At 33.6% G+C, this 22,464-nt stretch carries 23 protein-coding genes and 4 pseudogenes; 18 read left to right on the top strand and 9 right to left on the bottom strand.

The genetic code is table 11. The features are described from left to right. The first annotated feature begins 162 nt into the window (after positions 1–162). A complete protein-coding gene (locus BAU27_RS03215) occupies positions 163–1,512 on the top strand; it encodes an aspartate aminotransferase family protein (protein ID WP_071770106.1) in 1,350 nt (449 codons plus the stop codon). An 80-nt stretch (positions 1,513–1,592) separates the two neighbouring features. Then, positions 1,593–1,871 carry a DUF3986 family protein gene (locus tag BAU27_RS03210; protein WP_071770105.1) on the top strand — a complete coding sequence of 93 codons (279 nt, stop codon included), beginning with the start codon at positions 1,593–1,595 and terminating at the stop codon, positions 1,869–1,871. Positions 1,872–1,934: 63 nt separating this feature from the next. On the opposite strand, the gene BAU27_RS03205 is transcribed toward BAU27_RS03210, so the two are convergent. Then, positions 1,935–3,098, bottom strand: a complete 1,164-nt coding sequence (locus BAU27_RS03205; RefSeq protein WP_000393901.1) for a cation:proton antiporter — start codon at positions 3,096–3,098, stop codon at positions 1,935–1,937. 266 nt (positions 3,099–3,364) lie between these two features. Between BAU27_RS03205 and BAU27_RS03200 the strand changes: the two genes are divergently transcribed. Continuing rightward, entirely contained in the window at positions 3,365–4,207 is an 843-nt protein-coding gene (locus BAU27_RS03200) for a MerR family transcriptional regulator (RefSeq protein ID WP_071744981.1), read from the top strand. A gap of 89 nt (positions 4,208–4,296) precedes the next feature. Beyond that, the gene (locus BAU27_RS03195; RefSeq protein WP_071770149.1) at positions 4,297–5,652 is read left to right on the top strand and encodes an MATE family efflux transporter; all 1,356 of its coding nucleotides are present in this window, start codon (positions 4,297–4,299) and stop codon (positions 5,650–5,652) included. Between the two features lie 36 nt (positions 5,653–5,688). Here the strand turns inward: BAU27_RS03195 and BAU27_RS03190 are convergent, their stop codons facing one another. Next, positions 5,689–6,354: a DUF421 domain-containing protein gene (locus BAU27_RS03190; RefSeq protein ID WP_071770104.1), complete on the bottom strand. Its 666-nt coding sequence runs from the start codon at positions 6,352–6,354 to the stop codon at positions 5,689–5,691. A 160-nt stretch (positions 6,355–6,514) separates the two neighbouring features. Between BAU27_RS03190 and BAU27_RS03185 the strand changes: the two genes are divergently transcribed. The 5 genes from BAU27_RS03185 to BAU27_RS03165 all read left to right on the top strand — a co-directional run bounded on the left by BAU27_RS03185 (position 6,515) and on the right by BAU27_RS03165 (position 9,853). After that, a complete protein-coding gene (locus BAU27_RS03185) occupies positions 6,515–7,093 on the top strand; it encodes a YdcF family protein (RefSeq protein ID WP_071744983.1) in 579 nt (192 codons plus the stop codon). A 147-nt stretch (positions 7,094–7,240) separates the two neighbouring features. After that, positions 7,241–7,558 (top strand): magnetosome magnetite crystal formation protein family, encoded by a 318-nt coding sequence (locus BAU27_RS03180; protein WP_071770103.1) that lies wholly within the window; start codon positions 7,241–7,243, stop codon positions 7,556–7,558. A gap of 184 nt (positions 7,559–7,742) precedes the next feature. Then, positions 7,743–8,477 (top strand): oxygen-insensitive NADPH nitroreductase, encoded by a 735-nt coding sequence (gene nfsA, locus BAU27_RS03175; RefSeq protein WP_071770102.1) that lies wholly within the window; start codon positions 7,743–7,745, stop codon positions 8,475–8,477. Positions 8,478–8,694: 217 nt separating this feature from the next. Continuing rightward, on the top strand, positions 8,695–9,240 hold the full coding sequence (locus BAU27_RS03170; RefSeq protein ID WP_071770148.1) for a sigma-70 family RNA polymerase sigma factor: 546 nt from the start codon (positions 8,695–8,697) through the stop codon (positions 9,238–9,240). A 1-nt stretch (position 9,241) separates the two neighbouring features. Further along, a complete protein-coding gene (locus BAU27_RS03165) occupies positions 9,242–9,853 on the top strand; it encodes a PH domain-containing protein (RefSeq protein WP_071744986.1) in 612 nt (203 codons plus the stop codon). Positions 9,854–10,054: 201 nt separating this feature from the next. Here the strand turns inward: BAU27_RS03165 and BAU27_RS03160 are convergent, their stop codons facing one another. From BAU27_RS03160 to BAU27_RS03135, 6 genes and pseudogenes are all read right to left on the bottom strand, one after another. After that, positions 10,055–10,780: a sulfite exporter TauE/SafE family protein gene (locus BAU27_RS03160; RefSeq protein WP_071770101.1), complete on the bottom strand. Its 726-nt coding sequence runs from the start codon at positions 10,778–10,780 to the stop codon at positions 10,055–10,057. A 167-nt stretch (positions 10,781–10,947) separates the two neighbouring features. After that, positions 10,948–12,168, bottom strand: coding sequence for an MFS transporter (locus BAU27_RS03155; RefSeq protein ID WP_071770100.1), 1,221 nt, complete (start codon positions 12,166–12,168; stop codon positions 10,948–10,950). A gap of 19 nt (positions 12,169–12,187) precedes the next feature. After that, positions 12,188–12,637 carry an ArsR/SmtB family transcription factor gene (locus BAU27_RS03150; RefSeq protein WP_071770099.1) on the bottom strand — a complete coding sequence of 150 codons (450 nt, stop codon included), beginning with the start codon at positions 12,635–12,637 and terminating at the stop codon, positions 12,188–12,190. Positions 12,638–12,765: 128 nt separating this feature from the next. Continuing rightward, a pseudogene (locus BAU27_RS03145) lies at positions 12,766–13,988 on the bottom strand (MFS transporter). Positions 13,989–13,993: 5 nt separating this feature from the next. Next, positions 13,994–14,461 (bottom strand): VOC family protein, encoded by a 468-nt coding sequence (locus tag BAU27_RS03140; RefSeq protein ID WP_071770098.1) that lies wholly within the window; start codon positions 14,459–14,461, stop codon positions 13,994–13,996. Between the two features lie 189 nt (positions 14,462–14,650). Further along, positions 14,651–14,767, bottom strand: coding sequence for a YjcZ family sporulation protein (locus tag BAU27_RS03135; RefSeq protein ID WP_002149182.1), 117 nt, complete (start codon positions 14,765–14,767; stop codon positions 14,651–14,653). Between the two features lie 281 nt (positions 14,768–15,048). Between BAU27_RS03135 and BAU27_RS03130 the strand changes: the two genes are divergently transcribed. Then, on the top strand, positions 15,049–15,267 hold the full coding sequence (locus BAU27_RS03130) for an aspartyl-phosphate phosphatase Spo0E family protein (protein WP_071745136.1): 219 nt from the start codon (positions 15,049–15,051) through the stop codon (positions 15,265–15,267). A gap of 55 nt (positions 15,268–15,322) precedes the next feature. After that, on the top strand, positions 15,323–15,511 hold the full coding sequence (gene hfq, locus BAU27_RS03125) for an RNA chaperone Hfq (RefSeq protein WP_000400656.1): 189 nt from the start codon (positions 15,323–15,325) through the stop codon (positions 15,509–15,511). A gap of 38 nt (positions 15,512–15,549) precedes the next feature. Here the strand turns inward: hfq and BAU27_RS03120 are convergent, their stop codons facing one another. Beyond that, on the bottom strand, positions 15,550–16,152 hold the full coding sequence (locus tag BAU27_RS03120; RefSeq protein ID WP_071770097.1) for an HD domain-containing protein: 603 nt from the start codon (positions 16,150–16,152) through the stop codon (positions 15,550–15,552). A gap of 152 nt (positions 16,153–16,304) precedes the next feature. Here BAU27_RS03120 and BAU27_RS03115 point away from each other — a divergent pair. The 7 genes and pseudogenes from BAU27_RS03115 to BAU27_RS03090 all read left to right on the top strand — a co-directional run. Continuing rightward, positions 16,305–16,643, top strand: a pseudogene (locus BAU27_RS03115) (MotA/TolQ/ExbB proton channel family protein); the annotation flags it as partial. Beyond that, positions 16,640–16,762, top strand: a pseudogene (locus tag BAU27_RS03110) (OmpA family protein); the annotation flags it as partial. The pseudogenes BAU27_RS03115 and BAU27_RS03110, both read left to right, overlap by 4 nt. A gap of 158 nt (positions 16,763–16,920) precedes the next feature. Next, on the top strand, positions 16,921–17,289 hold the full coding sequence (locus BAU27_RS03105; protein WP_071770096.1) for a response regulator: 369 nt from the start codon (positions 16,921–16,923) through the stop codon (positions 17,287–17,289). Between the two features lie 129 nt (positions 17,290–17,418). Continuing rightward, positions 17,419–18,870: pseudogene (locus BAU27_RS32195) on the top strand (Hpt domain-containing protein); the annotation flags it as partial. Beyond that, positions 18,856–19,767 (top strand): chemotaxis protein, encoded by a 912-nt coding sequence (locus BAU27_RS32190; RefSeq protein WP_175546519.1) that lies wholly within the window; start codon positions 18,856–18,858, stop codon positions 19,765–19,767. The pseudogene BAU27_RS32195 and the gene BAU27_RS32190, both read left to right, overlap by 15 nt. Positions 19,768–20,313: 546 nt before the next feature. After that, complete coding sequence (locus BAU27_RS03095) at positions 20,314–21,258, top strand: DNA-binding domain-containing protein (protein ID WP_071744990.1); 945 nt, start codon at positions 20,314–20,316, stop codon at positions 21,256–21,258. A gap of 376 nt (positions 21,259–21,634) precedes the next feature. Further along, positions 21,635–22,411: a TerC family protein gene (locus BAU27_RS03090; protein ID WP_071770094.1), complete on the top strand. Its 777-nt coding sequence runs from the start codon at positions 21,635–21,637 to the stop codon at positions 22,409–22,411. Positions 22,412–22,464 lie beyond the last annotated feature (53 nt).

The following is a 22,464-nucleotide window of genomic DNA, read 5'->3' as shown; positions in this document are numbered from 1 at the left end:
AAAAGCTCCTCTTATTTTTGTCATTTTCTTATAAATATTACATTATTTTTGGTAGGATTTGTCTTGGTTTTGTGGAATGAAAATAGCAGGGAGAAATTTAACTCATCATGGCACCAGCGCAGCTTTGTGAAAAATAAGTTGTTATGGAAGGTGGAAGAAATGATGAAAACAAAACAAACAGATGAATTATTAGCAAAAGACGAGCAATATGTTTGGCACGGAATGCGACCCTTTAGTCCGAATAGTACAATGGTAGGGGCAAAGGCAGAAGGGTGCTGGGTTGAAGATATACAAGGAAAAAGATACTTAGACGGTATGAGTGGTCTTTGGTGTGTAAATAGCGGATATGGAAGAAAAGAGCTCGCAGAGGCAGCTTATAAGCAATTGCAAACATTATCATACTTTCCGATGTCACAATCACATGAACCAGCAATTAAGCTCGCTGAAAAGTTAAACGAGTGGCTTGGTGGAGAGTATGTTATATTCTTCTCTAATAGTGGATCAGAAGCGAATGAAACAGCTTTTAAAATAGCAAGACAATATTATGCTCAAAAAGGTGAACCGCATCGTTACAAATTTATGTCACGTTATCGTGGTTATCACGGAAACACAATGGCAACGATGGCAGCGACTGGACAAGCACAGCGTAGATACCAATATGAGCCATTTGCGTCAGGATTTTTACATGTGACGCCTCCAGATTGTTACCGTATGCCAGAAATGGAATCACAAAATATTTATGATGTAGAGTGTGTGAAAGAAGTCGATCGTGTTATGACATGGGAATTAAGTGAAACGATAGCAGCATTTATTATGGAGCCAATCATTACAGGTGGAGGTATTTTAATGCCGCCACAAGACTATATGAAAGCTGTTCACGAAACATGTCAAAAACACGGGGCACTACTCATTAGCGATGAAGTTATTTGTGGTTTTGGGCGTACAGGAAAAGCATTTGGGTTTATGAACTATGACGTTAAGCCTGATATCGTTACGATGGCAAAAGGTATTACAAGCGCATACTTACCATTATCAGCAACAGCTGTGAAAAAGGAAATTTATGAAGCATTTAAAGGAACGGGAGAATATGAATTTTTCCGCCATATTAATACATTTGGTGGAAACCCAGCGGCTTGTGCATTAGCGCTTAAAAATTTAGAGATTATGGAAAATGAAAATTTAATCGAGCGCTCTGCGCAAATGGGTTCACTTTTATTAGAGCAATTAATAGAAGAAATCGGAGAACATCCACTTGTTGGGAATATTAGAGGGAAAGGGCTATTAGTTGGGATCGAACTAGTAAATGATAAAGAAACGAAAGAGCCAATTGATAATGATAAAATCGCAACTGTTGTAAATGCCTGTAAAGAAAAAGGACTTATTATTGGGCGTAACGGTATGACAACAGCAGGATATAATAATGTCTTAACATTGGCACCGCCGCTCGTTATATCAAGTGAAGAAATTGCTTTCGTTGTTGGTACGTTGAAGACGGCGATGGAGCGTATTTAATTAATTGAGCGAGCTGTAATATACAGCTCGCTTTTGTTTATTACGTGAAATAGGATAGCTTTTTAAAGGAAGGGATATTAATGGAGAAATATGACCCTAGTAAACATTATCACATTGGACATTATGAAGATGGATATGATTTAGAAGTGACAGCGTATAAAAGAATAAATGAACCAATTTGGGATGCCTATATTCCACACTATGAGGTAGATGATTTTTACAAAAAAGTGGAGGAAATGAAGCTAGGTGAATATATAGATGATTATGGCATTAAGGTGTATTCATTTAGTAATGATATCGATGATGAAGAAGCACGAAATATGTTTGAAAATTGGTTAAAAATGAATGGAATTGTTTAAAGATAAAATGAAAAAGGAGATTGCTATCTTATAAGATAGCAATCTCCTTTTATTATATGAAACTTATTTACTTGCTTTCATTGCTTTATCTTTTGCACCAAAAGTGTATTTTAACATTGGTGGTGTAATCATTGTAGTTAAAATAACGACAATAACGATAGCTGTAAAGTAATCTTGTGCTAATAGGCCAGAAGAAAGTCCTGTTCCTGCGATGATAAGAGCAACTTCACCACGAGAAACCATTCCGGCACCGATAATTGCAGAAGACTTAGCGTCAAATCCAGTCATACGTGCACCGAATCCACAACCAATTAGTTTCGTTAATACAGCGATTACTGTTAATGCTAGGATGAACCAAATTTGATTACCAATACCATCAAATGTAATATTCATACCGATACTTACGAAGAATACTGGTACGAACATTGCGTAAGCGATTGGTTCTACTTTCTTTTCTACTTCATGTTTGTAGTTCGTTTGAGAAATAGCGATACCAGCTGCGAAAGCACCGATAATACCAGCAATTCCTAATAATTCGCCGAAATATGCGAATGAGAAACAGATAATAAGAGCCGCGCTCACGATAGACTCAGATACGCGTAGTGGTGATAACCAACGCATAATCGCTGGAACACCTTTCCATCCGATTAAAATAATAGAGGCGAAGAATACAACTTTCTTCAAGATAACCATTGTTAAGTTAACATCGTCTGTACCTAAGAAGCTCATTGCAAATGCTAATAAGATAACAACAAGAATGTCATCAAATACAGCTGCTCCAAGCATTGTTGTACTTTCACGTGTTTTCATCTTACCTAAATCGCGAAGTGTTTGAACGGAAATACTAACACTTGTCGCACATAGAAGTAATCCTAAAAATACAGCGTTCCCTTGTTCCATTCCCATAACAAGACCGGAAACGTAACCACCTACGAATGGAAGAATGATACCTCCGAGTGCAACTGCTAAAGAAGAATTACGATTTGCGTTTAATTCTTCTAAGTCTGTTTCAAGTCCAGCCATGAACATTAACAGAATAACCCCGACGTTACTTAATTGTGTTAGAAGCTCTGAATTTTCAATCCAACCTAATACAGCTGGACCGATAACGATACCGACAATTAATTTACCTAGTACAGAAGGTTGACCTAATCTAACACTAAGGTCACCAGCAAGCTTTGTACTTAATAAAATAAGTGCAATTTGAAAGAAAAATTCGAATTCCATCTGATCCTCTCCTCATCATTTTTATTTTTATCATACGATTTCTCGGAATTTGCCTAATGAAAATATGTAAAACCCATTAAACAAAGGGTCTCATTACAAGTTCTTTTGAACTCGTAATTTGAACCTGTAATTAATATATAATAAAATGTATGAAAAATCAATGAAAAAATAGCAGATTTTCATGAGAGGATTCGTTTTAGAAATGGGAGATATAGCTATATAATAAGAAGTAATAAAGTTTACATATAATGAATGGAGAAAGAAAAATGTTATTAAATCAACGTTTTACCATTGGAGAAATGGCGAAAATGCATAATATAGCGGAATCTACATTACGTTATTATGATGAGAAAGGGATTTTTCATCCGTCAACTGTTGACCCTCAAACGAATTATCGTTATTACACAATTGATCAGTTTTCACTATTAGATACGATTAAATTTTTACGCCAATTGAACATCCCGTTAAAGGAAATAAAGAAATATATTGATGAAAGAAACCCATCGTATGCGCTGAATTTACTTGAAAAACAACAAGAAATGATGCTGAAAAAGCAAAGAGAAATTGAGTATGCTTTGGCAAAAATGGAGCATAAAATCCATTTAATGAAGAAAGCGACGAAATCTGAAGCGAATCAAATTATTTATAAAAAGATACCGAAACGAAAAATTACAGCAATTGCAGTTGCGCCTAATACAACGGATGATATGTTTGAGTATTATATCCATTCATTGCAAAAAAATATGAAGCAAATCGATAATAGTTTATTTTCAGGAGATATCGGTGTAACAGTCTCAAAGAAAGCATTAATGCAAAATGAGTTTCAAGCATATAACAGTGTGTTTATTCTTTTAGATTACATGCCTTTTCAAGTACATACTTCAGATGAAATAAAAGAAGGGATATTTGCTTGTTCTTATCACCATGGACCATATGAAGAAACAGACACAACGTATATGGAATTATTAAAGCACATTGATAACGAAGGATATGAAGTGTGCGGAGATGCACTGGAACTTGCATTAATTGATTGGTCCGTAACAGAAAATCCGGAGGAGCAAGTAACGGAAATTCAAATACCTGTTATTAAAAAGACAAATAAAAAATAGGCTTATATATTTTTCAATTCTCTCTTGACCTTCAAGTTACTTGAAGGTTTAAACTGTGAACAGAGCATTGAAAAAGGAGCATTTATATGATGGAAACAACAGAAAAGTTAAGAGAAAAACCGATAAAAAGTTTATTTATTTCATATTTAATACCAGCTGTTCTTGGAATGGTATTAATGTCAGTTAATATTGTGATTGATGCAGTCATGATTAGTAGAGGAGTGGGCGCAAATGGTCTAGCAGGAGTAAACGTAGCTATTCCAGCGTTTTCAATTTTCTTCTCGATATCATTATGGATTGGAATGGGAGGAGCAACGTTATATTCGATTGCACTAGGTGAAAATAAACTGGAAAGAGCAAGGTCTATTTTTACTCAATCTATGACAGTGGCAGTTATTATCGTAGCTGGTTTAGCAGCTATTTGCTTATGGAGAATAGAAGATATAGCATACTTATTCGGTGCAAATGAAGTGATTTTACCATATGCGTTAGACTATTTACACGTGTTATTAACATTTGGAATGATATACGTGTTAGAAAATATTTTAAGTACATTTATACGAAATGACGGAAATCCTAATTTAGCAATGGCGGGTCTTGTTGTAACGGCTGTATTAAATATAGTGTTTGATTATATCTTTATTTTTATCTTTGGATGGGGCGTAACAGGTGCTGCTTCAGCGACTATTCTTTCAGCAGCGATTGGTTTCCTCGTATTATTATCCCACTTCTTTAGAAAAAGTAGTATTTTAAAATGGACGAAATTCCATTTTGAATGGGATACGATTAAACAAATTATGGTGATTGGTTTCCCGAGTTTTACAGCAGAAAGTACAGTAGCGATTGTAACAATCGGTTTTAATATTGCGTTCGTTCAATATGCAGGAGAACTAGGTGTAGCTTCTTATGCGATGGTGAATAGTATTCATGCAATGACATTACTATTATTCTTCGGTGTTGGTGCAGCATTACAACCAATTGCTAGTTTCCATTATGGTGCAAATTTATCAGAAAGATTACGTGAAGGATTGCAGTTTGCTGTGAAAATTGCGGTTGTACTCGGAGGCATTGCGATAATTGTCGGATTATTCTTCGGGAAATATATCATTGGTCTATTTGATGTCCAATCGCCAGATCTATTGGAGTTAACGTTAACAGGTATTAGCTTGTTCTTTATCCAATACGTATTTTTAGGCTACAACATTGTGTATGGAGAGTACTTCCAATCAGTGCGACAAACGAAAAAATCGGTACTTATTATAATGAGCCGAGGGTTACTATTTATTATTCCGTTGTTATGGATTATGCCAAAGGTATTTGGAATAAACGGAATTTGGCTCGTTATGCCAGTTGCGGAAGTATTGACAGCAATTATCGTATTTACGATGAATCGTATGAAACATCCTGTTCCGTTAAATATGGCAGGAAAGAAAGAAGCAATATAGTGAAGAAAATCCCCTTGAGCAAGTAAGGGGATTTTTTCATTCTTTTAAACTAATCGCAAAAGACCCATCCGTTTCTTGAACAGACGCAAAAGCCACGTTTTTAATATTTGTAACGCCTTTCTCCTTTAACTCTGCATGTAACCACTTTTCGTTTTTATGGATTAACTTTAAGTTATCGTATTGAATTTGTGAATCAACGATAAGAGCAATTGGTAACCCTGCATACTTAACATCTATATTCATATCTTTTGGAGTCAATGGTACGAGTTCTCTCTTTGGCAAAATACTTATAGATCCATTTGATTCTAAAATTGCATATTCAATTTCATGAACACTTGGATATCCGGCGACGCGAAGGTTAGAAAGCAATTCGGGTATTGGATATCTACTTTTTTGTAAATTCTCAAAAATAATATCACCATGTTTAATTAAAATAATGGGGTGTCCGAGAATAAAACGATTTAGTTTGTTGAGTAAGCTTAATTTTGTAAGTAGTAAATGCAAACATGTAATAACAACCATACCGAGAAATGCTTGTAAAGCACCAGCGACTGGTATGGCTTGAAAAGCTAAATAAGATAAAAAGATAATAGCCCCAAAATCATGAGGAGTTAGTTGTGCCAATGCAGATTTACCAAGTAGCTTAAGTGATAGTAAAAATAAGATAAAAAAGAACGATACATTAAATAAAAAGAGAAGCAAGAGGGACACTCCTTCGTGTGAAGTTGTACTTACTATTCCCGAAAGTAATGTAAATATTACCTTTTATAGGATGAATTAGGGTGAATTGGAATTTGGCTGTATACAAACAAATAAATGGATATTATGATGAAGGAAGTAAAGGGAATAGGAGTATATGGATATGAGAAAGAAGAAAATAATTAAGTACATTTTAGTTGTTATAATGATCTTCGCCGTGTATGCGGGGTTTTTACAATATAACATCTATAAGCATGGGCATATGAATGCCACCTACGATGCGGATTATATAATTGTACTAGGATCGAAAGTAAATGGAATAAAACCTTCTTATTCATTGCAATATCGTATTGATAAAGCAGCTGAGTATTTAAAATCACATGAGAAAACAATTGCTATCGTATCTGGAGGCCAAGGAAAAGGTGAAGATATTACAGAAGCATTAGCGATGAAACAAGGATTAATGAAACAAAATATTGCAGAAGACCGCATTATAGTGGAAGACCGTTCGACGAGCACAGATGAGAATATTAAATTTTCAAAACCTCTTATCCCTGAACATATGAAAAAAGGGATGATTGTAACGAACGATTTTCATATGTTCCGAGCGAAAAAGATTGCAGAAAAACAAGGATTGACATTAGAAGGTCTTCCGGCGAAAACACCGAAACCAATTATTATTCAATCGAACGTTCGAGAATATTTAGCGATTACGCAATATTGGTTTATGAATCGAATATAGTGAAAGTGATCCCGCCTGAAATTCTAGGCGGGATTTATTTTGAGGGAAATCTTACAAAAGTGTCATGTTCATGAAAGGTAAAGCGATAGTTTCTAAAAGGGTTTCCTGACATAATGAAGATAACAAAAAACTTTAGAGGTGATTCGGTTGAAAGGAAATAATATTTTATCTTCGCTATGTTACTTTAGTATCTTTTTTGCACCGTTTTTACTGCCAATTATCGTGTACTTCGTTGCGGAAGATGAAGTGAAATATCATGCAAAAAAAGCATTTTGGTCACATGTTTTCCCATACGCAATTTTATTTGGAGGATTGGCACTATTAGGAGTATACGGTTTAAGTTTCAATCAGTCTGAGGGCGTTGGAATTGGGATGGTTATAACGTATGCAGTGTTTATTTTAGTAGGGATTTATTATTTCATTTGGAATATCGTAAAAGGCGTTAAAGTTTTAAAAACGGCGTAACAATAATAGAGTACGGATTTCTTGGTAGTTTCCAGTAAGTTAATATAATTTCATTTACCGTAATGAAAGATACTTATAAAAAAGAGTAATTCAAAAAGAATTGCTCTTTTTGTGCTTATAAGTTGTGAATAATGAAAAAGATATGTTAATTTTTCATTATGAAGAGAAAAAAGGAGTGACTTTCATGAATGAGATGATACATAAGATGGAGCAACACGTTTCAGTTCGTAAATATAAAGAAGAACCAATTACAAAAGAGGTAGTAGAAAGAATGGTGCAAGCTGCACAACATGCGGCTTCCTCACATTTTGTACAGGCGTATTCTCTTATATATGTAACAGATCAGGAACTAAAGGCTAAACTAGCTGAATTATCCGGGAATCGTCACGTGAAAGACTGCGCAGCATTCTTTGTATGCTGTGCGGATTTAAAACGTTTAGAAACTGCATGTGAGAAACATGGAACAGAAATTAAACATGAGGGAGTAGAGGACTTTATTGTAGCAACAGTAGATGCTTCACTATTTGCACAAAACTTAGCACTTGCAGCTGAATCTTTAGGATACGGCATTTGTTATATTGGTGGTATTCGTAATAGCCCGAAAGAAGTGAGTGAATTGCTTCATTTACCGGATAAAGTATATCCCGTGTTTGGAATGACAGTCGGTGTGCCAGATCAAGAACATGGAGTTAAACCACGTTTACCGGTAGCGGCCATTCTTCATGAAAATGGATATGATGAAAAGAAATATGATGAATTATTAAACGAATATGATGAAACGATGAGTGCGTATTACAAAGAAAGATCGTCAAATCAAAAAAACGTAACATGGACAGAATCAATGAGCTCATTTATGTCCAAAGAGAAAAGAATGCATATGAAAGAGTTTTTAAGTGAGAAAGGATTAAATAAGAAATGAGTAAAAAGGACAAACCTGAGATGTTAGCTTAAGTTATAACATCACATGCAAAACCGAAGTTGAGAAAGCGAGACTCGCTTTCTCAACTTCGGTTTTTATTTGTTATTATATAAAATGAAAATAAAAATTAATAAATTTTTACAAAAGTGATAGAAAATGAGAATGAAATGCCAATAGTAAGTAAAAGCAGCTGCTAAAGGGGAACTGAGGAAGGATGATGTTTATGATTTTCGATTCTGAAGAGGATTTAATTATAGCTATGAAAAAACGCGATCAAGATGCTTTGAAAGAAGTGATTGATCAATATGGAAAATTAATTTTGTACATTATTCATAAATCATTAAGTACCCCTATTGAAAAACAATATGTGGATGATTGTTATAATGATGTATTTACTGTCATTTGGTTTCATATCGACCAATTTGATATAGAAAAGGGCAACTTAAAATCTTGGATGATTGGTATTACTAAATTAAAGGCATTGGAATATAAAAAGAAAGTATATAAAGAGAATAAAATCGATAAAGATGTAGAAGTAGATACAGGTATCCATGATAGGTATGAAATAGAACAAGAAGAAGAGATTATGGAAATCGTACAAGAATTAAATACGAAGGATCGATATATCTTTTTAAAGAGGTATATTGATGGGTATTCCATTGACGATATTGCAAAAGAATTAAAAGAAACGGCTGATTATATATACAATCGAATTTCTCGTGGGAAGAAAAAACTTCAAAAACTGTGGAAAGGGAGTGTGTAATATGGATAAAAGATTATTGTCGATGTTAAATGAGCTCCAATATTCAGATGAAGAAATTGTGCGTTTAGAAAAAGAGGCGAATGAGTCTATCAATATAGATAAGTATTATGTGAGAAATGGAGATCTACTAAAAAAAATAACTTTACAAATGTTAGAAGAATCAATTAGGAACGAATTACAAACTGGTGAAGAAATTGAGAAGGAACTATTAGTAGACGAAGGATATATGACAAATAATAAAGTAATACCAAATATATATTACGTAGGAGCTACTTTTTATTATTATATCGTTTTAACAAATAAAAGAGTAATCATGAAAGGATTAGATTGTTATTTTAAAAAAACAAATGAGCATAGCATGCCAATAGAGGATATACAATCCATTTCGCAACATAAAAAAATGAAAAATGTCTTTGAGATTAAATATAATAACACTCATATACAATTTGGAAGTATTGAGTATGCACGTGAAGTTGCAATGATAGTTATGGAGTTAAGAGAACGCGGAGTAAAAGTAGAAAAGTATACAGATTTTGAAAAAGGGTTTTTCTTATTTTTTAATATATTCGTGATAGTAAGTGCAGGTCTTTGCTTTATAAAATATTTAATGTAAAAAGCGGCAAAAAAGCCGCTTTTTATCGTTTTATTTAGTATTCGATTTAAAATATTTGTCTTATGAAAGAACGATTATTGCTAATTGTAAACTGCCAATAAAGTTATTTAAGTTTTGATATAGAATGGCCCATCGCACTTGAAAATGCAGCAATAATTTCGTTTGAACCTATCTATTATTGTGCACTATCTAAAGCACCCTCTATAACAAGTTTAAACTTTCAATAAGAAGATAAACCCCCGTACAACTTAAAAGGATGTACGTAAATATTTTGAAAATCCGTTGATTAAGCCATTTGAAAATAATTTGACCTATATACAAACCTAGAAATACGATTGGAATAGCATAAAAACTTGATTCCCAAATTGTTTTGTTTGTGCCAGTAAAGAGTATTTGAGTTAGTAGACTAATGAAATATATAAATAGATAAAAAGCCAATGTAGTTGCTCTTAACTTCTCTTTTTTCGTATCAGTTCCTGTAAAGTAAAGTAACAGGGGTGGTCCTGGCATACCGATACTTGTCGTTAAAAGACCTGATAATCCGCCTACTAAGAAATCTCTAGATTTTGTTGATTGAATCTTAAAGTTGCATATTAACATCAACGTTAATAGTAAGAGCAGGATGCTAATTGCTAATTTAAATGTGTTGATGTTAATGGAAATGAAAATTAAAATACCAAAAGGAACACCAACTATACTTCCAAAAATTAATCTTTTCAGTAGAATAAAATCAATGTCCATTCTTATTTTCCAAATGAGTGATATGGAAATAATTAATGATAAAATGATATTTATTTGTATAGCTTCTTGTGGTAGAAATAGCATGAGTAAGAAAGGTGTTGCCATAATAGAAAAGCCAAAACCTGTACTTGCTTGCAAAATAGAAGCCACTAATATAATACATATGAAAATGAATATAGTATTCAAAAAAGCCCTCCTACATAATCAAATCTAATACATATTTTAACATGAAGTGAAACTTTAATCAGTGGGGGATTCATCCCCACTGATTATTAATCGACATCAATCGGACCTTTACTGCCTGTTCTTAATACGAGAAAAAAGCGGCAAAAAAGCCGCTTTTTATGTTGCAGTTAATATTCTAATGATGATCCTGTAGCTCTAAAATATTTTTCTCGTGAAGGAGTCATTACCCGGATTGCTAATAAACAGGAAAGGAAAAGAATGAGTAATGAGCTACTTATTACAGTAATTTGAACGGAAAGAAATTGTGCGGATGCCCCAATTGCTAAAACGAAAAAGATTTGGATGAAATTTTTTATGGAATCAAACACGCTATCGATACGTCCTATCATATGTACAGGAATGTTATTTTGATAAAATGTGATAAAGCCAGTACCTGCAAATGATGAAGAAATGCCAAGTAAAATGAAACCAGCTGCCGCGACGATAAATGAATTTGAAAAGGCGAAAATTACATAACCTATTGCTGTGAAGATCATACCGAATCCGATACAATGTTGAATTGGTAATCGTTTGGCAAGGAGAGAGACAAGAAATGAACCGGAAACGTAAGCGGCACCAGTTATACTAACAAGCATGCTATATTCCATGTCGGACAAAAGCAGTACTTGATTTGTGAATACAACTTCTTGTGAATCGAGTGCCATAGAAACAAGCATAGTCGCTTGAAATAAAACGAATATGAGAATTATGTAAGTTTCCGTTCGAGCGAATGAAAAGACTTGTTTCCAATCACTTCGTAATGTTTGTACGAAAGTATTTGCAACCTCTTCGTCTTGCTTTGTTTGTAATGTAATGTTAGGCAAGTAGTAAATGAGAATGGTAGAAAGTAGAAAGGAAAGTGAGTTGCAGTAAATAACAAAGGTTGCTGAGTACGTGGTGAGAAGTATTCCAGCAAGAGCTGGACCGATAATAAAAGCCCCGCTCGTACAAAAGTTATTCCAAGCGTTGAATTGAGCGCGTTCTTCAGCTCGTATGAGCATTGTTTTATAAGTAAATGAAGCTGGATCGAAAAATGATGTAGCAATGCGAGTTAAAAAGATAAAAATATAAATGGCCCAAATAGAATCAAATAGTGGAATACAGCCAATGAGAGCTGCACGAATGATATCTGTGATGAGCATAATGGACCGTTTGTTTAATCGATCTACTATGCTACCAGACCATATTTTTGTAACAACGGTGGCAATTGGGCCAACAATCCATAATCCTGCTACAGCAGCAGGGGAGTTTGTACTATTTAACACCATTAAGTTTAGAGCGATGAGATACATAAAATCACCTAAACGAGAAATTCCTGTTCCCGACAATAATAATAATTTATTTTTCATAAACAAATGGCCCTTTCTTTCATTGTTTTTTAATCCTGCAGGAAATAGCGTATTCCTCTTCAGAGTTTGATTGACGAGCGGTTTTGTTTTCCCAACGTAATAAAACTTGTGTAATCTCCCAAGTAAGCTGTTGTAATTCCTCCGGAGTTAAAAATAGATGAGATACAATATGGCTACCTGTATTCGTTCCTTCTGTGCCACTTTCTTCAATATAGAAATGAGCCGCTTTTGCTTTATAATATTTTTCAATAATTCCGCGTTTTTCCTTCGTGTCTACTAATTCAAGTAACCCTCCATCATATAAAATTTGAACGTGATAATGTACGCTGCCAGCAGTTTTATTTAGTTTAGTAGCTACTTGTTTTGCAGTGAGTGCTTCGTCTTTTAAAAGGTGAAGAATTTGAATACGAGTTGCATTGGAAATGAGCTTCTGCTGCTCAGCTGAAATAGTAAGTCTATCATCAAACATTATGGCATCTCCTTTCTTATAATCTAAATTTATTGTACATTCTAAAAAAATAGAACGTAAGGAAAATAAATCTCCTTTTTTCTCTGTATTTCGACATAAATAAAAATAGCATGTACATAGACATGCTATTAAGTGATAGTAAATTCTTCACTAAGTTTCCCGCAATAAAACAGGTAAAGCCATATAAAACTAACAAAAATACAGCATATAGCTAGTAAACTACCAATAATTTGAGGAGAAAGGATTTCTAATAGCCATCCAGTAATGAACATAGATAACTGTATAAGTGAACCATAAATAGAATAATGAAATGAAAAAACTTTACCCATCATATTTTCGTGCGTGTAAGTTTGAAGTAATGTCGTATCCAGTGGAACGATGATTCCTCCTGCTATACGCATACAGAGTAATGTAATAATACCGATAATAAGTTGATTGGATAGAATGAATCCGAGAAAGAAAATTCCTTGTAGTAAATAGGCCCAACCAAATGCTCTTTTCATTTTTTCTTCATCTTTAGATATATATAAGTTAACGAGAAGACTACCAATCATAAGCCCAGCTCCTTGAACTGTATATAAAATTCCAATGTTAGAGTGGAAAATTCTTTCGGCATAGATTGTTAGAAGTAGCTGATAAGCCCCTCCAATAATGCCCCATGAAATTCCGACAAGAATTAAAGTTAAGATGATTTTTTGCTGCATTATGTATGTATAACCATCTTTTATATCAGTGAAAAACGCTTTTTTCGTGCTAAAAGTATTACGAGAAGGGATCTTCATTCTATGAATAATAAAGGCTGAAATAAAGTATGATAGGCTGTCCATTAAAAAAGCGACCTCAATACTTAAAGCTTGTGCGATAATCCCACCTAAAGAAGCCCCCATAATAGACATAAAACCATTAATTGTACTAGAAAGAGAGTTAGCGGTTACTAAATGATTTTGGTTTACGATATTCTTTAGAGTTGATTGCTTAGCGGGATCAAATAAGCAAGAAAGTACTGATAAACATATATTAGAAATGAAAATAATCTCAATTTTATAGATCGCTAATAAATAAGTGAGGACGATAATTCCTCGTAAAATATCGGTAAAAATCATAATCTTTTTTTCGAAAAACGGTCTACAATACCGCCTATGAATGGGCTAAGAAGGAGTTGAGGTAATCCTTTACTCATAAAAGTGAGCGCCATCATAAATGGAGATTCTGTTATGCTATAGACAAATGTTAATAAAGCTACAGTATGAAACCAATCTCCAAGTACGCTTAACATTTGACCATAAAATAGTTTTTTGAAGTTTTTATTTGTTTTAAGCAGTGTGGAATAAGAAACTGATTGCACTGACATAAAAATTACTCCCTATCTATTGGCGATGTTTGTACATGCTTTTTCCATTCACTTAAATACATTTTCTCTGCTTTATGTAGTCCAACAGGTAATTGTGCAATGAATTCTAAGCTATTTCCATCAGGATCGTTAAAATATACGGAGGCATGTGCTAATTCTGGAAAAACGATTGGCTCAATTGGCTCCATTCCAAAGTCTTTTCGCGCTGGAATTCCTTTCTGTTTGAGCCAGTGTATCGCGTCTTCTAAATCGTGTAAGCTTACTTGGAAAGCGATATGTCGTAAAGATGGATGATAAGTAACTTTGTATTCTTCTCCTTCCCAAAGGCCAATCCAACTTTCATTTTCTACAATCCAAAAGAAGGCGATATCTTTGTCTCTTTTATATAATTTTAGCCCCAGTGATTCATAAAAAGGTATCGAAATTTCTAAATTACAGACAGGTAAATGTGCTTCATAAAGACCTTTAATCATTATAATCCTCCTTAGTAAAAATGTTTCTTATTCCATAGTAAACGATTTCTTGTTAGTTGAAATCACAAAAAAGATGGACATAAATTCATACGAAAGTATGAAAAAACAGCTCATATTTGAGCTGTTTTCGTATAGTTTTTAGTTAACATATTTCATTCATTTAGAGTTTAACGAAAAGGATATTTTATCTTAATATCCGCCTCCGCCACCCCAGCAGCTACATCCGATAATGATTAGAAGGATGAATAGCACGATGAGTAAAGCAAATCCACCGCCGAAACCAGCGCAACTACCACCAAAGCTCATGTTTTTTCCTCCTTTTTAGGAAATTAATCTATATAACTAATGGATTACTTTATAAGATATGTTTTTATTTGGAAAAGGAGCAAGTCTTACTTTTAATTAGACAAGAGCCTGTGAGCTAATTTAGATATGACATACACGTACTTTCATAGCACTTTTTGAAAAGGGTAAAACAATATGGAAGCGTATAATAGTTGGATGTAGCTTACAATTACATTAAAATTTCTTTTCATTAATATAAAATTTGTAAAAAAAACCATTTTTTTATTTTTTTATTGGTAAAAATGTACTATAATTTTACAAGTAATATTATGGGAAAAGGGAGTTTTAGTATAGAGATGGAGATGGGACAATTACACAATAAAATAGAACACAAAAAGAAAGAGTTAATTCAACTTGTTGCTATGCATGGATTGGATCATGTTAAAGTTTTGTTATTTAGTCGCGATTTAGATATACTAATTAATGAATTTATGAATATAAAAGACAAAGTATATAAGTGATTAATCTTTAATTTTTTATATTAGGATTATTTACTGATAAAGGAGAGAACAGTTATTGGAACATTTACAAGAAGAGTTGTATAAACAAATAAAAGAAGAAAAAGGTGCAGTTACTATATTCTTAAAGAGCGGAGTAAGAATAGTAGGGGAAGTAGTTGGAGTAGATAGATTTACAGTATTAATGTTAGTAGATGGAAAACAACAACTTATTTATAAGCAGGCAATATCAACAATTATGAAATAAGACACTCAAAATGAGTGTCTTATTTCATAATTAAATGGTTACTGCTTGCATGCTTCAACGTCAATGCCAGCAGCGAGTAATTTTTTTTCTCCGTCTTGTTCAATGATTTTTTGTAATTTAGATAAGAAAGAGTCAAAATCTGTATGTTTACCAACTTGGAAAGTCATTTTATGCTCAATTGGTAGCCAAGTATCAATATCAGCTTCGTTATGCTGAATTTTCACTTCAAGTTTATCAAGCGCGTTAGCAACTTTTGCTTCATACGTTTCTTTCGCTTCGAATTCCATCCATAAATCGTATAATTCTTCGCCAAGAGAACCCTCTAGTGTACGTTTAATATTTAAAATAGCCTCTTGTTCATTTTTTTGTTTTTGTAATTGTAATTCACGGCTATTCATCGTATCAAAGGCGGGGATGTCACCAGCTTCTGCTTCAACAAGATCGTGGATTATGATCATTTTAAGTAATTTTTCTATGTTTACTTTTTGATCCAAATAAGGCTCAACTAAGATAGCCATTAAGGACATACGCCAAGTATGTTCTGCAACACTTTCTTGACGTCCGTTTGAAAGCCAACTATGTCGCATTTCGTATTTTAGTTTTTCTGCTAATGCAATGACCTGTAAAATATTATGTTCCATAGGAATCCTCCTCACATTGCTATATTATAATTCTAGTATAGAAATGAAATGTGTCAATTATATTAGTGTATTGCGATAAATAGATTTAAAGTGTATAATGAGTATTATATGTAAAAATGAATTATTAAAATAAAAAAATGATGTATGAAAATGTGTATGAGTTAAGAAAAGGTGCAACATTATTAGATAAGATTGGTGATTTCGCTCCAGCATGGGGCGTGATAGGAACGTTAATCGGTCTTATCATTATGCTTCAAAACTTACAAGATACTTCACAAATTGGTACAGGGATGGCGGTTACAATGTTGACGACATTATATGGATCTAGTATTGCAAATATGATTGCAATACCCCTATCTGAAAAAGTGTATCGTGGTATTGAAGATTTGTATACAGAGAAGAAGTTTGTAATAGAAGCAATTTCAGAGCTGTACCGAGGACAAATTCCTCCCAAATTAAAGTTAAAACTCGATACATACGTGTATGAATAAAAGTGTATAATGTGGATGATAAAAGGTTAGCAGCGGTAGGATATGTAGACGCAAAACCAGTAGCGCCAAACGATTCACCACAAAATGGGGAGAAGAACCGCCGCTTTGAAATATATTAAGGAATAATATATTTCTATTTTAGTAATAAAATAATAAAAATACAGAATTTCTTTAAAAAAAACATTAAATTTTATCGTTTTATTTTGTATAACGAGTGAGAATGATAAGGTGAAATATTAAGATATTTTTATACATAGTAAGGAGAGAACCGAAAAGAATGGCACATAAAATTTTAGTTGTAGATGATGCGATGTTCATGCGAACAATGATTAAAAACTTGTTGAAAAGTAATTCTGAATTTGAGGTTATCGGTGAAGCAGAGAATGGGGTAGAAGCAATCCAAAAGTATAAAGAGCTGCGACCTGATATTGTAACACTAGATATTACGATGCCTGAAATGGACGGACTTGAAGCATTAAAAGAAATTATGAAAATTGATTCGAGTGCAAAGGTTGTCATTTGTTCCGCGATGGGACAACAGGGTATGGTATTAGATGCAATTAAAGGCGGGGCAAAAGACTTTATTGTAAAACCATTCCAAGCGGATCGTGTAATCGAAGCTTTAACAAAAGTAGCAAACAGCTAATATAGAAGGGGTGCCACAAGGAATCAAAACAATGATAGTAGATAGATATGTGGCCCCTTTTTTTCTTGTTTTCAAACAATAAATCTTTATACATAAATGAAATGTTTGTTAGACAGATAGGGGATTAAAATGCAAACAGATCTATTAAATATATTTTTTGAAGAAGCAGAAGAACATTTACAGTCGCTAAATGAAAATGTGCTAAATTTAGAACGGAATCCTGCCGATATGGAAGTCGTAGGAGAAATATTCCGCTCAGCTCATACATTTAAAGGTATGTCTGCGAGTATGGAATTTACAGAAATGGCGGATTTAACGCATAAAATGGAAAGTGTTTTAGACGAAATTCGTCATGGTAATATGATGGTCAATGTTAATATTATTGATGTTATTTTTGAATGCATTGATAATTTGGAAAAGATGGTTGCAGATGTGCAGCAAGGCGGAATAGGTAATATAGATGTCATATCAACGAAACTTAAATTAGAAGCATTATTGAACGGAAATGCAGAGCAAAGTAGTAAAAACAACAATGATACAGTTTCGCATGAAGTACACATAACAGTTGAAAAACAAGCTATTTTAAAAGCTGTACGTGCCATTATGTGTATGGAAGCGTTACAAAATTTAGGGGAAATACAAAAAACGGTTCCGTGCATTGAAGAAATTGAAGCAGACGCTTTTGGATTTGAGTTTACAGTATATATGAATACGGATCGTAGTGTTGAAGAGTTGAAACAGGTAGTGCTTCATATTTCTGAAATTGAGAAAGTAGAAGTGAAACAAGGGAAACATAAAGCGCAAGAAATAGTAGTACCAGAAGTCGTACCCGTGGAAGAAACGATTCAGCAGGTTGAAACTGTACAGTTGGAGTCACCTTTAGAGCTACCACCTCAACAAGTAAGCAATACGTCAACGAAAAGTACTACAAAAACGAAAAATGCTAAAGTAGAGAATCGTTCTATTCGTGTTCAGTTAGAAAAAATCGAAAGATTAATGAATATGTTTGAAGAAAGTGTAATTGAGCGAGGACGAATTGATGAATTAGCAGAAACAATTCAAAATAAAGAGTTAATCGAGCATTTAAATCGATTAGGGGATATTTCAAAAGATATTCAAAATGTACTATTAAATATGCGTATGGTACCAATCGAAACAGTTTTCAACCGTTTCCCGCGTATGGTGCGCATGTTAGCGAAAGATTTAGGGAAAAAAATAGATTTACAAATTACAGGTGAAGATACTGAAGTTGATAAAATTGTTATCGATGAAATTGGTGATCCGCTTGTTCATTTAATTCGCAATGCAATTGATCATGGGGTTGAGACAGTTGAAAAACGCCGTGATGCTGGAAAAAACGAAACAGGTACTATTAAATTAGAAGCGTTCCATAGTGGGAATCATGTCGTAATTCAAATTACTGATGATGGAAACGGTATCTATAAAGAGAAAGTATTAGAAAAAGCGATTAAAAATGGTGTTATAACAGAAACAGAGGCAAATAAATTAACGGATCGTGAAGTGTATGATCTTATTTTCCAACCGGGGTTTAGTACAGCGGAAGTTGTGTCGGATCTTTCACAAAGTATTTTATTAGAAAGTGGAACAAACGAATTAGAAATCGTAACTTATACTGTTGGTGAAAATTTATTTAGCATCAATGTAATGAAAGTGCGTGAAATTATTAATCCATTCCCTGTTACAACTGTGCCGGAATCTCATCATGCAGTTGAAGGTGTTGTTCAAGTACGCGGTGAAATTTTACCTGTTATTAATTTAGCGACAGCCCTTAATTTAAAATCTACAAAGCCACTTGATCAAACGAAATTTATCATCTCGGAATTAAACCAAATGAAAGTTATTTTCCGTGTTGATGAAGTGCATCGAATTCAACGTATTTCTTGGGAACAAATTGATGAACCAGCTTCATTATCTATGGGACTAGAAGAAACGACGTCAGGAATTGTAAAACTAGATGGGAAAATCATCTTATTGTTAGATTATGAGAAAATTGTTTGCGAAATTAGTAACAGCGGTTATGACAATAAAACACTGTCAGGATTAGAACAAAAAACAGATCGAGCTGAAAAAGTTATTTATATTGCGGAAGATTCAGCGATGCTTCGCCAAATATTAGAAGAAACATTATCAACAGCTGGATATACGAAAATGAATTTCTTCAGTAATGGTGCAGAAGCATTAGCACAAATTGAAAAACTAGCAAAAGAGCAAGATGAAAAAATGTTTGAACATATTCATCTGCTTATTACAGATATTGAAATGCCAAAAATGGATGGACATCATTTAACGAAAATAATTAAAGATAGTGAAGTAATGAAGCAATTACCAGTTATTATTTTCTCTTCATTAATTACAAACGAATTATTCTATAAAGGTGAGACAGTTGGGGCGAATGCTCAAGTGAGTAAGCCAGACATTCAAGAGTTAATTGGTTTAGTTGATAATCTAGTGTTGTAAAAGGTTTTGAAAAGCGTTTTTTAGTTGGAAGAGTCGGCGTAAAATACATTTTTAGCTGAAAAGAGGAACTAGCCGTATAGTACAGGTTAGTTTCTTTTTAGTATGTACAGGTATAAAAAAACAAACGTCTCTAGAGTGTTTATGACAATACTCTCTTTCAAATATTTAGCTGTTCTTATTTAGGGATTATTGATTGGTTTAATTAATAAGTGGTAGGATTTTTTTATTTGAAAATATAAGAGAGTGTATCTCTAGAGTGTGTTAGTAACATTTCGCGATAGCTCAAAAATTTTCGGTGAAATTATATAGGGAATACCATATAATAGAACTGAATGCATTTTATCGATATAACATCGTGTTGGATTTTGTATGATTTACTTAAAAATCTAATCTATTTTTATATACTCTATATACTTTTTAATATGTTGATTATTTGACAGATAATTTCGAAATGCTATAATATGGATATGTAAAAATTGCTATTTTCTTAAAAGACATGGGAGTCAGATGAGAATTGTGAAAGGATGAGGGGGAGTGACACAGAGTATGTATCACCACACAGCAATCAATGTATTAAATCTTTTACAAAACATGTCAAATAATAAAACGAACGATATGAAATTAGAGGCGGAATTTAAAAAAATAGAGAAACAATTCCGAGTAAATTATGAAGAGCTAATTGATTTATATAATAAAATGGTATTATTTCAAATAGATATAGAGAAAAATGGCGGTATGCGAGTTTATGAAAAATCAGGAATTACATGGTTAAAGTCTGAACTAGAATTACTGTATGAAGTATATCAATTTTGTCAGCGTCAAGGCTTAAATATCGCAAATATTTCAAAATATGTTAGTAAAAATGAACTGAATTTATTTCCAAAAACAGAAAGTCAATTACAGAATACGTATTATAAATTAAAAAAACAAGAAATCCCGTTTGAAAATATTGAAAAACAGAAGCCGGGTCGAAAACGAAAATATACACCTGTAAAGGCTACCGTTGTTGAGGCGAAACAAGAAAGAAAACAGGAAGTAAAAGAAGATTTCCAAAGTGAAGAGGACGAAAAGAATCTCGTAACTGTTATATCTGGTATCGTTGATAATTTTGAGACAATTAGTCAATCCCGTGAAAAGAAAGAGTATGAATTACATCAGTTTATGGAGGGAATCTATAAGCTTTCTAGTATGGCTGCAGAGCGTTCGAAAGAAGAAAAGAATGCTCGAGGTCTTGAAGGTGAGGTACATTCATTACGAACTGAAAATGAAAGGTTAAAAAGAGAGAAGGAAGACCTTGTACATGATATTAAAGAAATGACGCACCATTTAATTCATTTCATCACGGGCTCTGACATCGATCAAATTCGTACGTTGCCTTTCTTCGTAAAAGAGTGTAAACAAGATTTACATAAGCTGGGATTATATAACGCTCAAGACGGAAAGATGAAAATTGTGGTTGATAGTGGCGGTCAGGTTATGACCATATCATAATAAAAATGGATACAAAACAAAAGGGAAATACATATACACTATGTATTTCCCTTTTGTTTTGTATGAAAATGTTCTAAAAAAATATGTATTTTGTAAAAACATTGGTAGTGAAGCTGAAATAAATGATGTGTGGTCAACAATAAACCAGATATGGATGTGACTTGGAAAAAGAGGTCATATCATTAGTTTACGGTTTTGATACGGATGAAAAGCACAATCTACCTCTTTTTTTGTTGAAATTATAACAAATAGGGGACAGTAAAGTAACTGTTAAAATATTGTAGCCGCCATTTTTAGGATTTGATTTTGCCTAATAGGAAATTCTAATGTTAGCAAAGTCTTTACCTCATTTTTGTTTTAGAAAGGAGAGAAGCGGATGGAGTCAATATGGCTAGAGTACGCTTGGGCATTATTAATTCTAATTGGATTAGAAGGCTTGTTATCGGCTGACAATGCCCTTGTCCTAGCGGTTATTGCGAAACATTTACCTGAAGAAGAGAAAAAAAGAGCTATAAATTACGGAATCATTATGGCCTTTGTTTTTCGATTTGCAGCTCTATTTGCGATTTCATTTATTGCAAATGTATGGCAAATACAAGCAATAGGAGCAACCTATCTTCTTTATTTAGGATTGAAGCATGTTATTCAGGCGCAATTCGGCAAAGAAAGTAAAAATATACATGAGGACGATGAAAAGGAAGCGGCAGGTAAAAGCTACTGGTTCACAGTAGGTAAGATCGCATTAGCGGACCTTGCTTTCGCAATCGATTCAATATTAGCCGCGGTTGCTCTTGCTCTGGGGCTTCCGGATTCACCGCTTGACGATTTCGGAGGTATGGATGGAGGGCAGTTCATTGTTGTACTTCTTGGAGGGATCGCCGGACTTATTTTAATTAAATTTGCTGCAACTTGGTTTGTTGGGCTTCTTGAGAAACGGCCAGCACTGGAAACAACGGCATATGCGATTGTTGCTTGGGTTGGTGTCAAATTAGCTGTAATTACACTGGCTCATGAGGATATTGGTATTTTAGACCATGATTTTCCGCACAGTACAACTTGGACTTTAATCTTCTATAGCGTATTAGTTGCTATCGCACTAATTGGCTGGTTTGCACCGGGAAATAAGTCAGCCGAAAATAATCCCGAAAGGTAATAAAAAGGTCAGAGCATTATGTGCTTTGTCCTTTTTAATGATAATTATATTGT

Origin of the sequence: Bacillus sp. NH11B (genome assembly GCF_001884205.1) — a bacterium.
Taxonomy (GTDB): Bacteria; Bacillota; Bacilli; order Bacillales; family Bacillaceae_G; genus Bacillus_A; species Bacillus_A proteolyticus.
Note: the sequence above shows the minus strand (reverse complement) of the source record. Positions and strands in the feature narration are given on the sequence as shown.

Bases quoted from the DNA above. Each gene is read 5' to 3' on its own strand.
- BAU27_RS03130 (WP_071745136.1), top strand. From the start codon at position 15,049: ATGTACTATAATTTTACAAGTAATATTATGGGAAAAGGGAGTTTTAGT.
- BAU27_RS03215 (WP_071770106.1), top strand. From the start codon at position 163: ATGAAAACAAAACAAACAGATGAATTATTAGCAAAAGACGAGCAATAT.
- nfsA (WP_071770102.1), top strand. From the start codon at position 7,743: ATGAATGAGATGATACATAAGATGGAGCAACACGTTTCAGTTCGTAAA.
- BAU27_RS03165 (WP_071744986.1), top strand. From the start codon at position 9,242: ATGGATAAAAGATTATTGTCGATGTTAAATGAGCTCCAATATTCAGAT.
- BAU27_RS03170 (WP_071770148.1), top strand. From the start codon at position 8,695: ATGTTTATGATTTTCGATTCTGAAGAGGATTTAATTATAGCTATGAAA.
- BAU27_RS03105 (WP_071770096.1), top strand. From the start codon at position 16,921: ATGGCACATAAAATTTTAGTTGTAGATGATGCGATGTTCATGCGAACA.
- BAU27_RS03150 (WP_071770099.1), bottom strand. From the start codon at position 12,637: ATGTTTGATGATAGACTTACTATTTCAGCTGAGCAGCAGAAGCTCATT.
- BAU27_RS03120 (WP_071770097.1), bottom strand. From the start codon at position 16,152: ATGGAACATAATATTTTACAGGTCATTGCATTAGCAGAAAAACTAAAA.
- BAU27_RS03200 (WP_071744981.1), top strand. From the start codon at position 3,365: ATGTTATTAAATCAACGTTTTACCATTGGAGAAATGGCGAAAATGCAT.
- BAU27_RS03155 (WP_071770100.1), bottom strand. From the start codon at position 12,168: ATGAAAAATAAATTATTATTATTGTCGGGAACAGGAATTTCTCGTTTA.
- BAU27_RS03090 (WP_071770094.1), top strand. From the start codon at position 21,635: ATGGAGTCAATATGGCTAGAGTACGCTTGGGCATTATTAATTCTAATT.
- BAU27_RS03210 (WP_071770105.1), top strand. From the start codon at position 1,593: ATGGAGAAATATGACCCTAGTAAACATTATCACATTGGACATTATGAA.
- BAU27_RS03140 (WP_071770098.1), bottom strand. From the start codon at position 14,461: ATGATTAAAGGTCTTTATGAAGCACATTTACCTGTCTGTAATTTAGAA.
- BAU27_RS03095 (WP_071744990.1), top strand. From the start codon at position 20,314: ATGTATCACCACACAGCAATCAATGTATTAAATCTTTTACAAAACATG.
- BAU27_RS03205 (WP_000393901.1), bottom strand. From the start codon at position 3,098: ATGGAATTCGAATTTTTCTTTCAAATTGCACTTATTTTATTAAGTACA.
- BAU27_RS03135 (WP_002149182.1), bottom strand. From the start codon at position 14,767: ATGAGCTTTGGTGGTAGTTGCGCTGGTTTCGGCGGTGGATTTGCTTTA.
- BAU27_RS03195 (WP_071770149.1), top strand. From the start codon at position 4,297: ATGGAAACAACAGAAAAGTTAAGAGAAAAACCGATAAAAAGTTTATTT.
- BAU27_RS03185 (WP_071744983.1), top strand. From the start codon at position 6,515: ATGAGAAAGAAGAAAATAATTAAGTACATTTTAGTTGTTATAATGATC.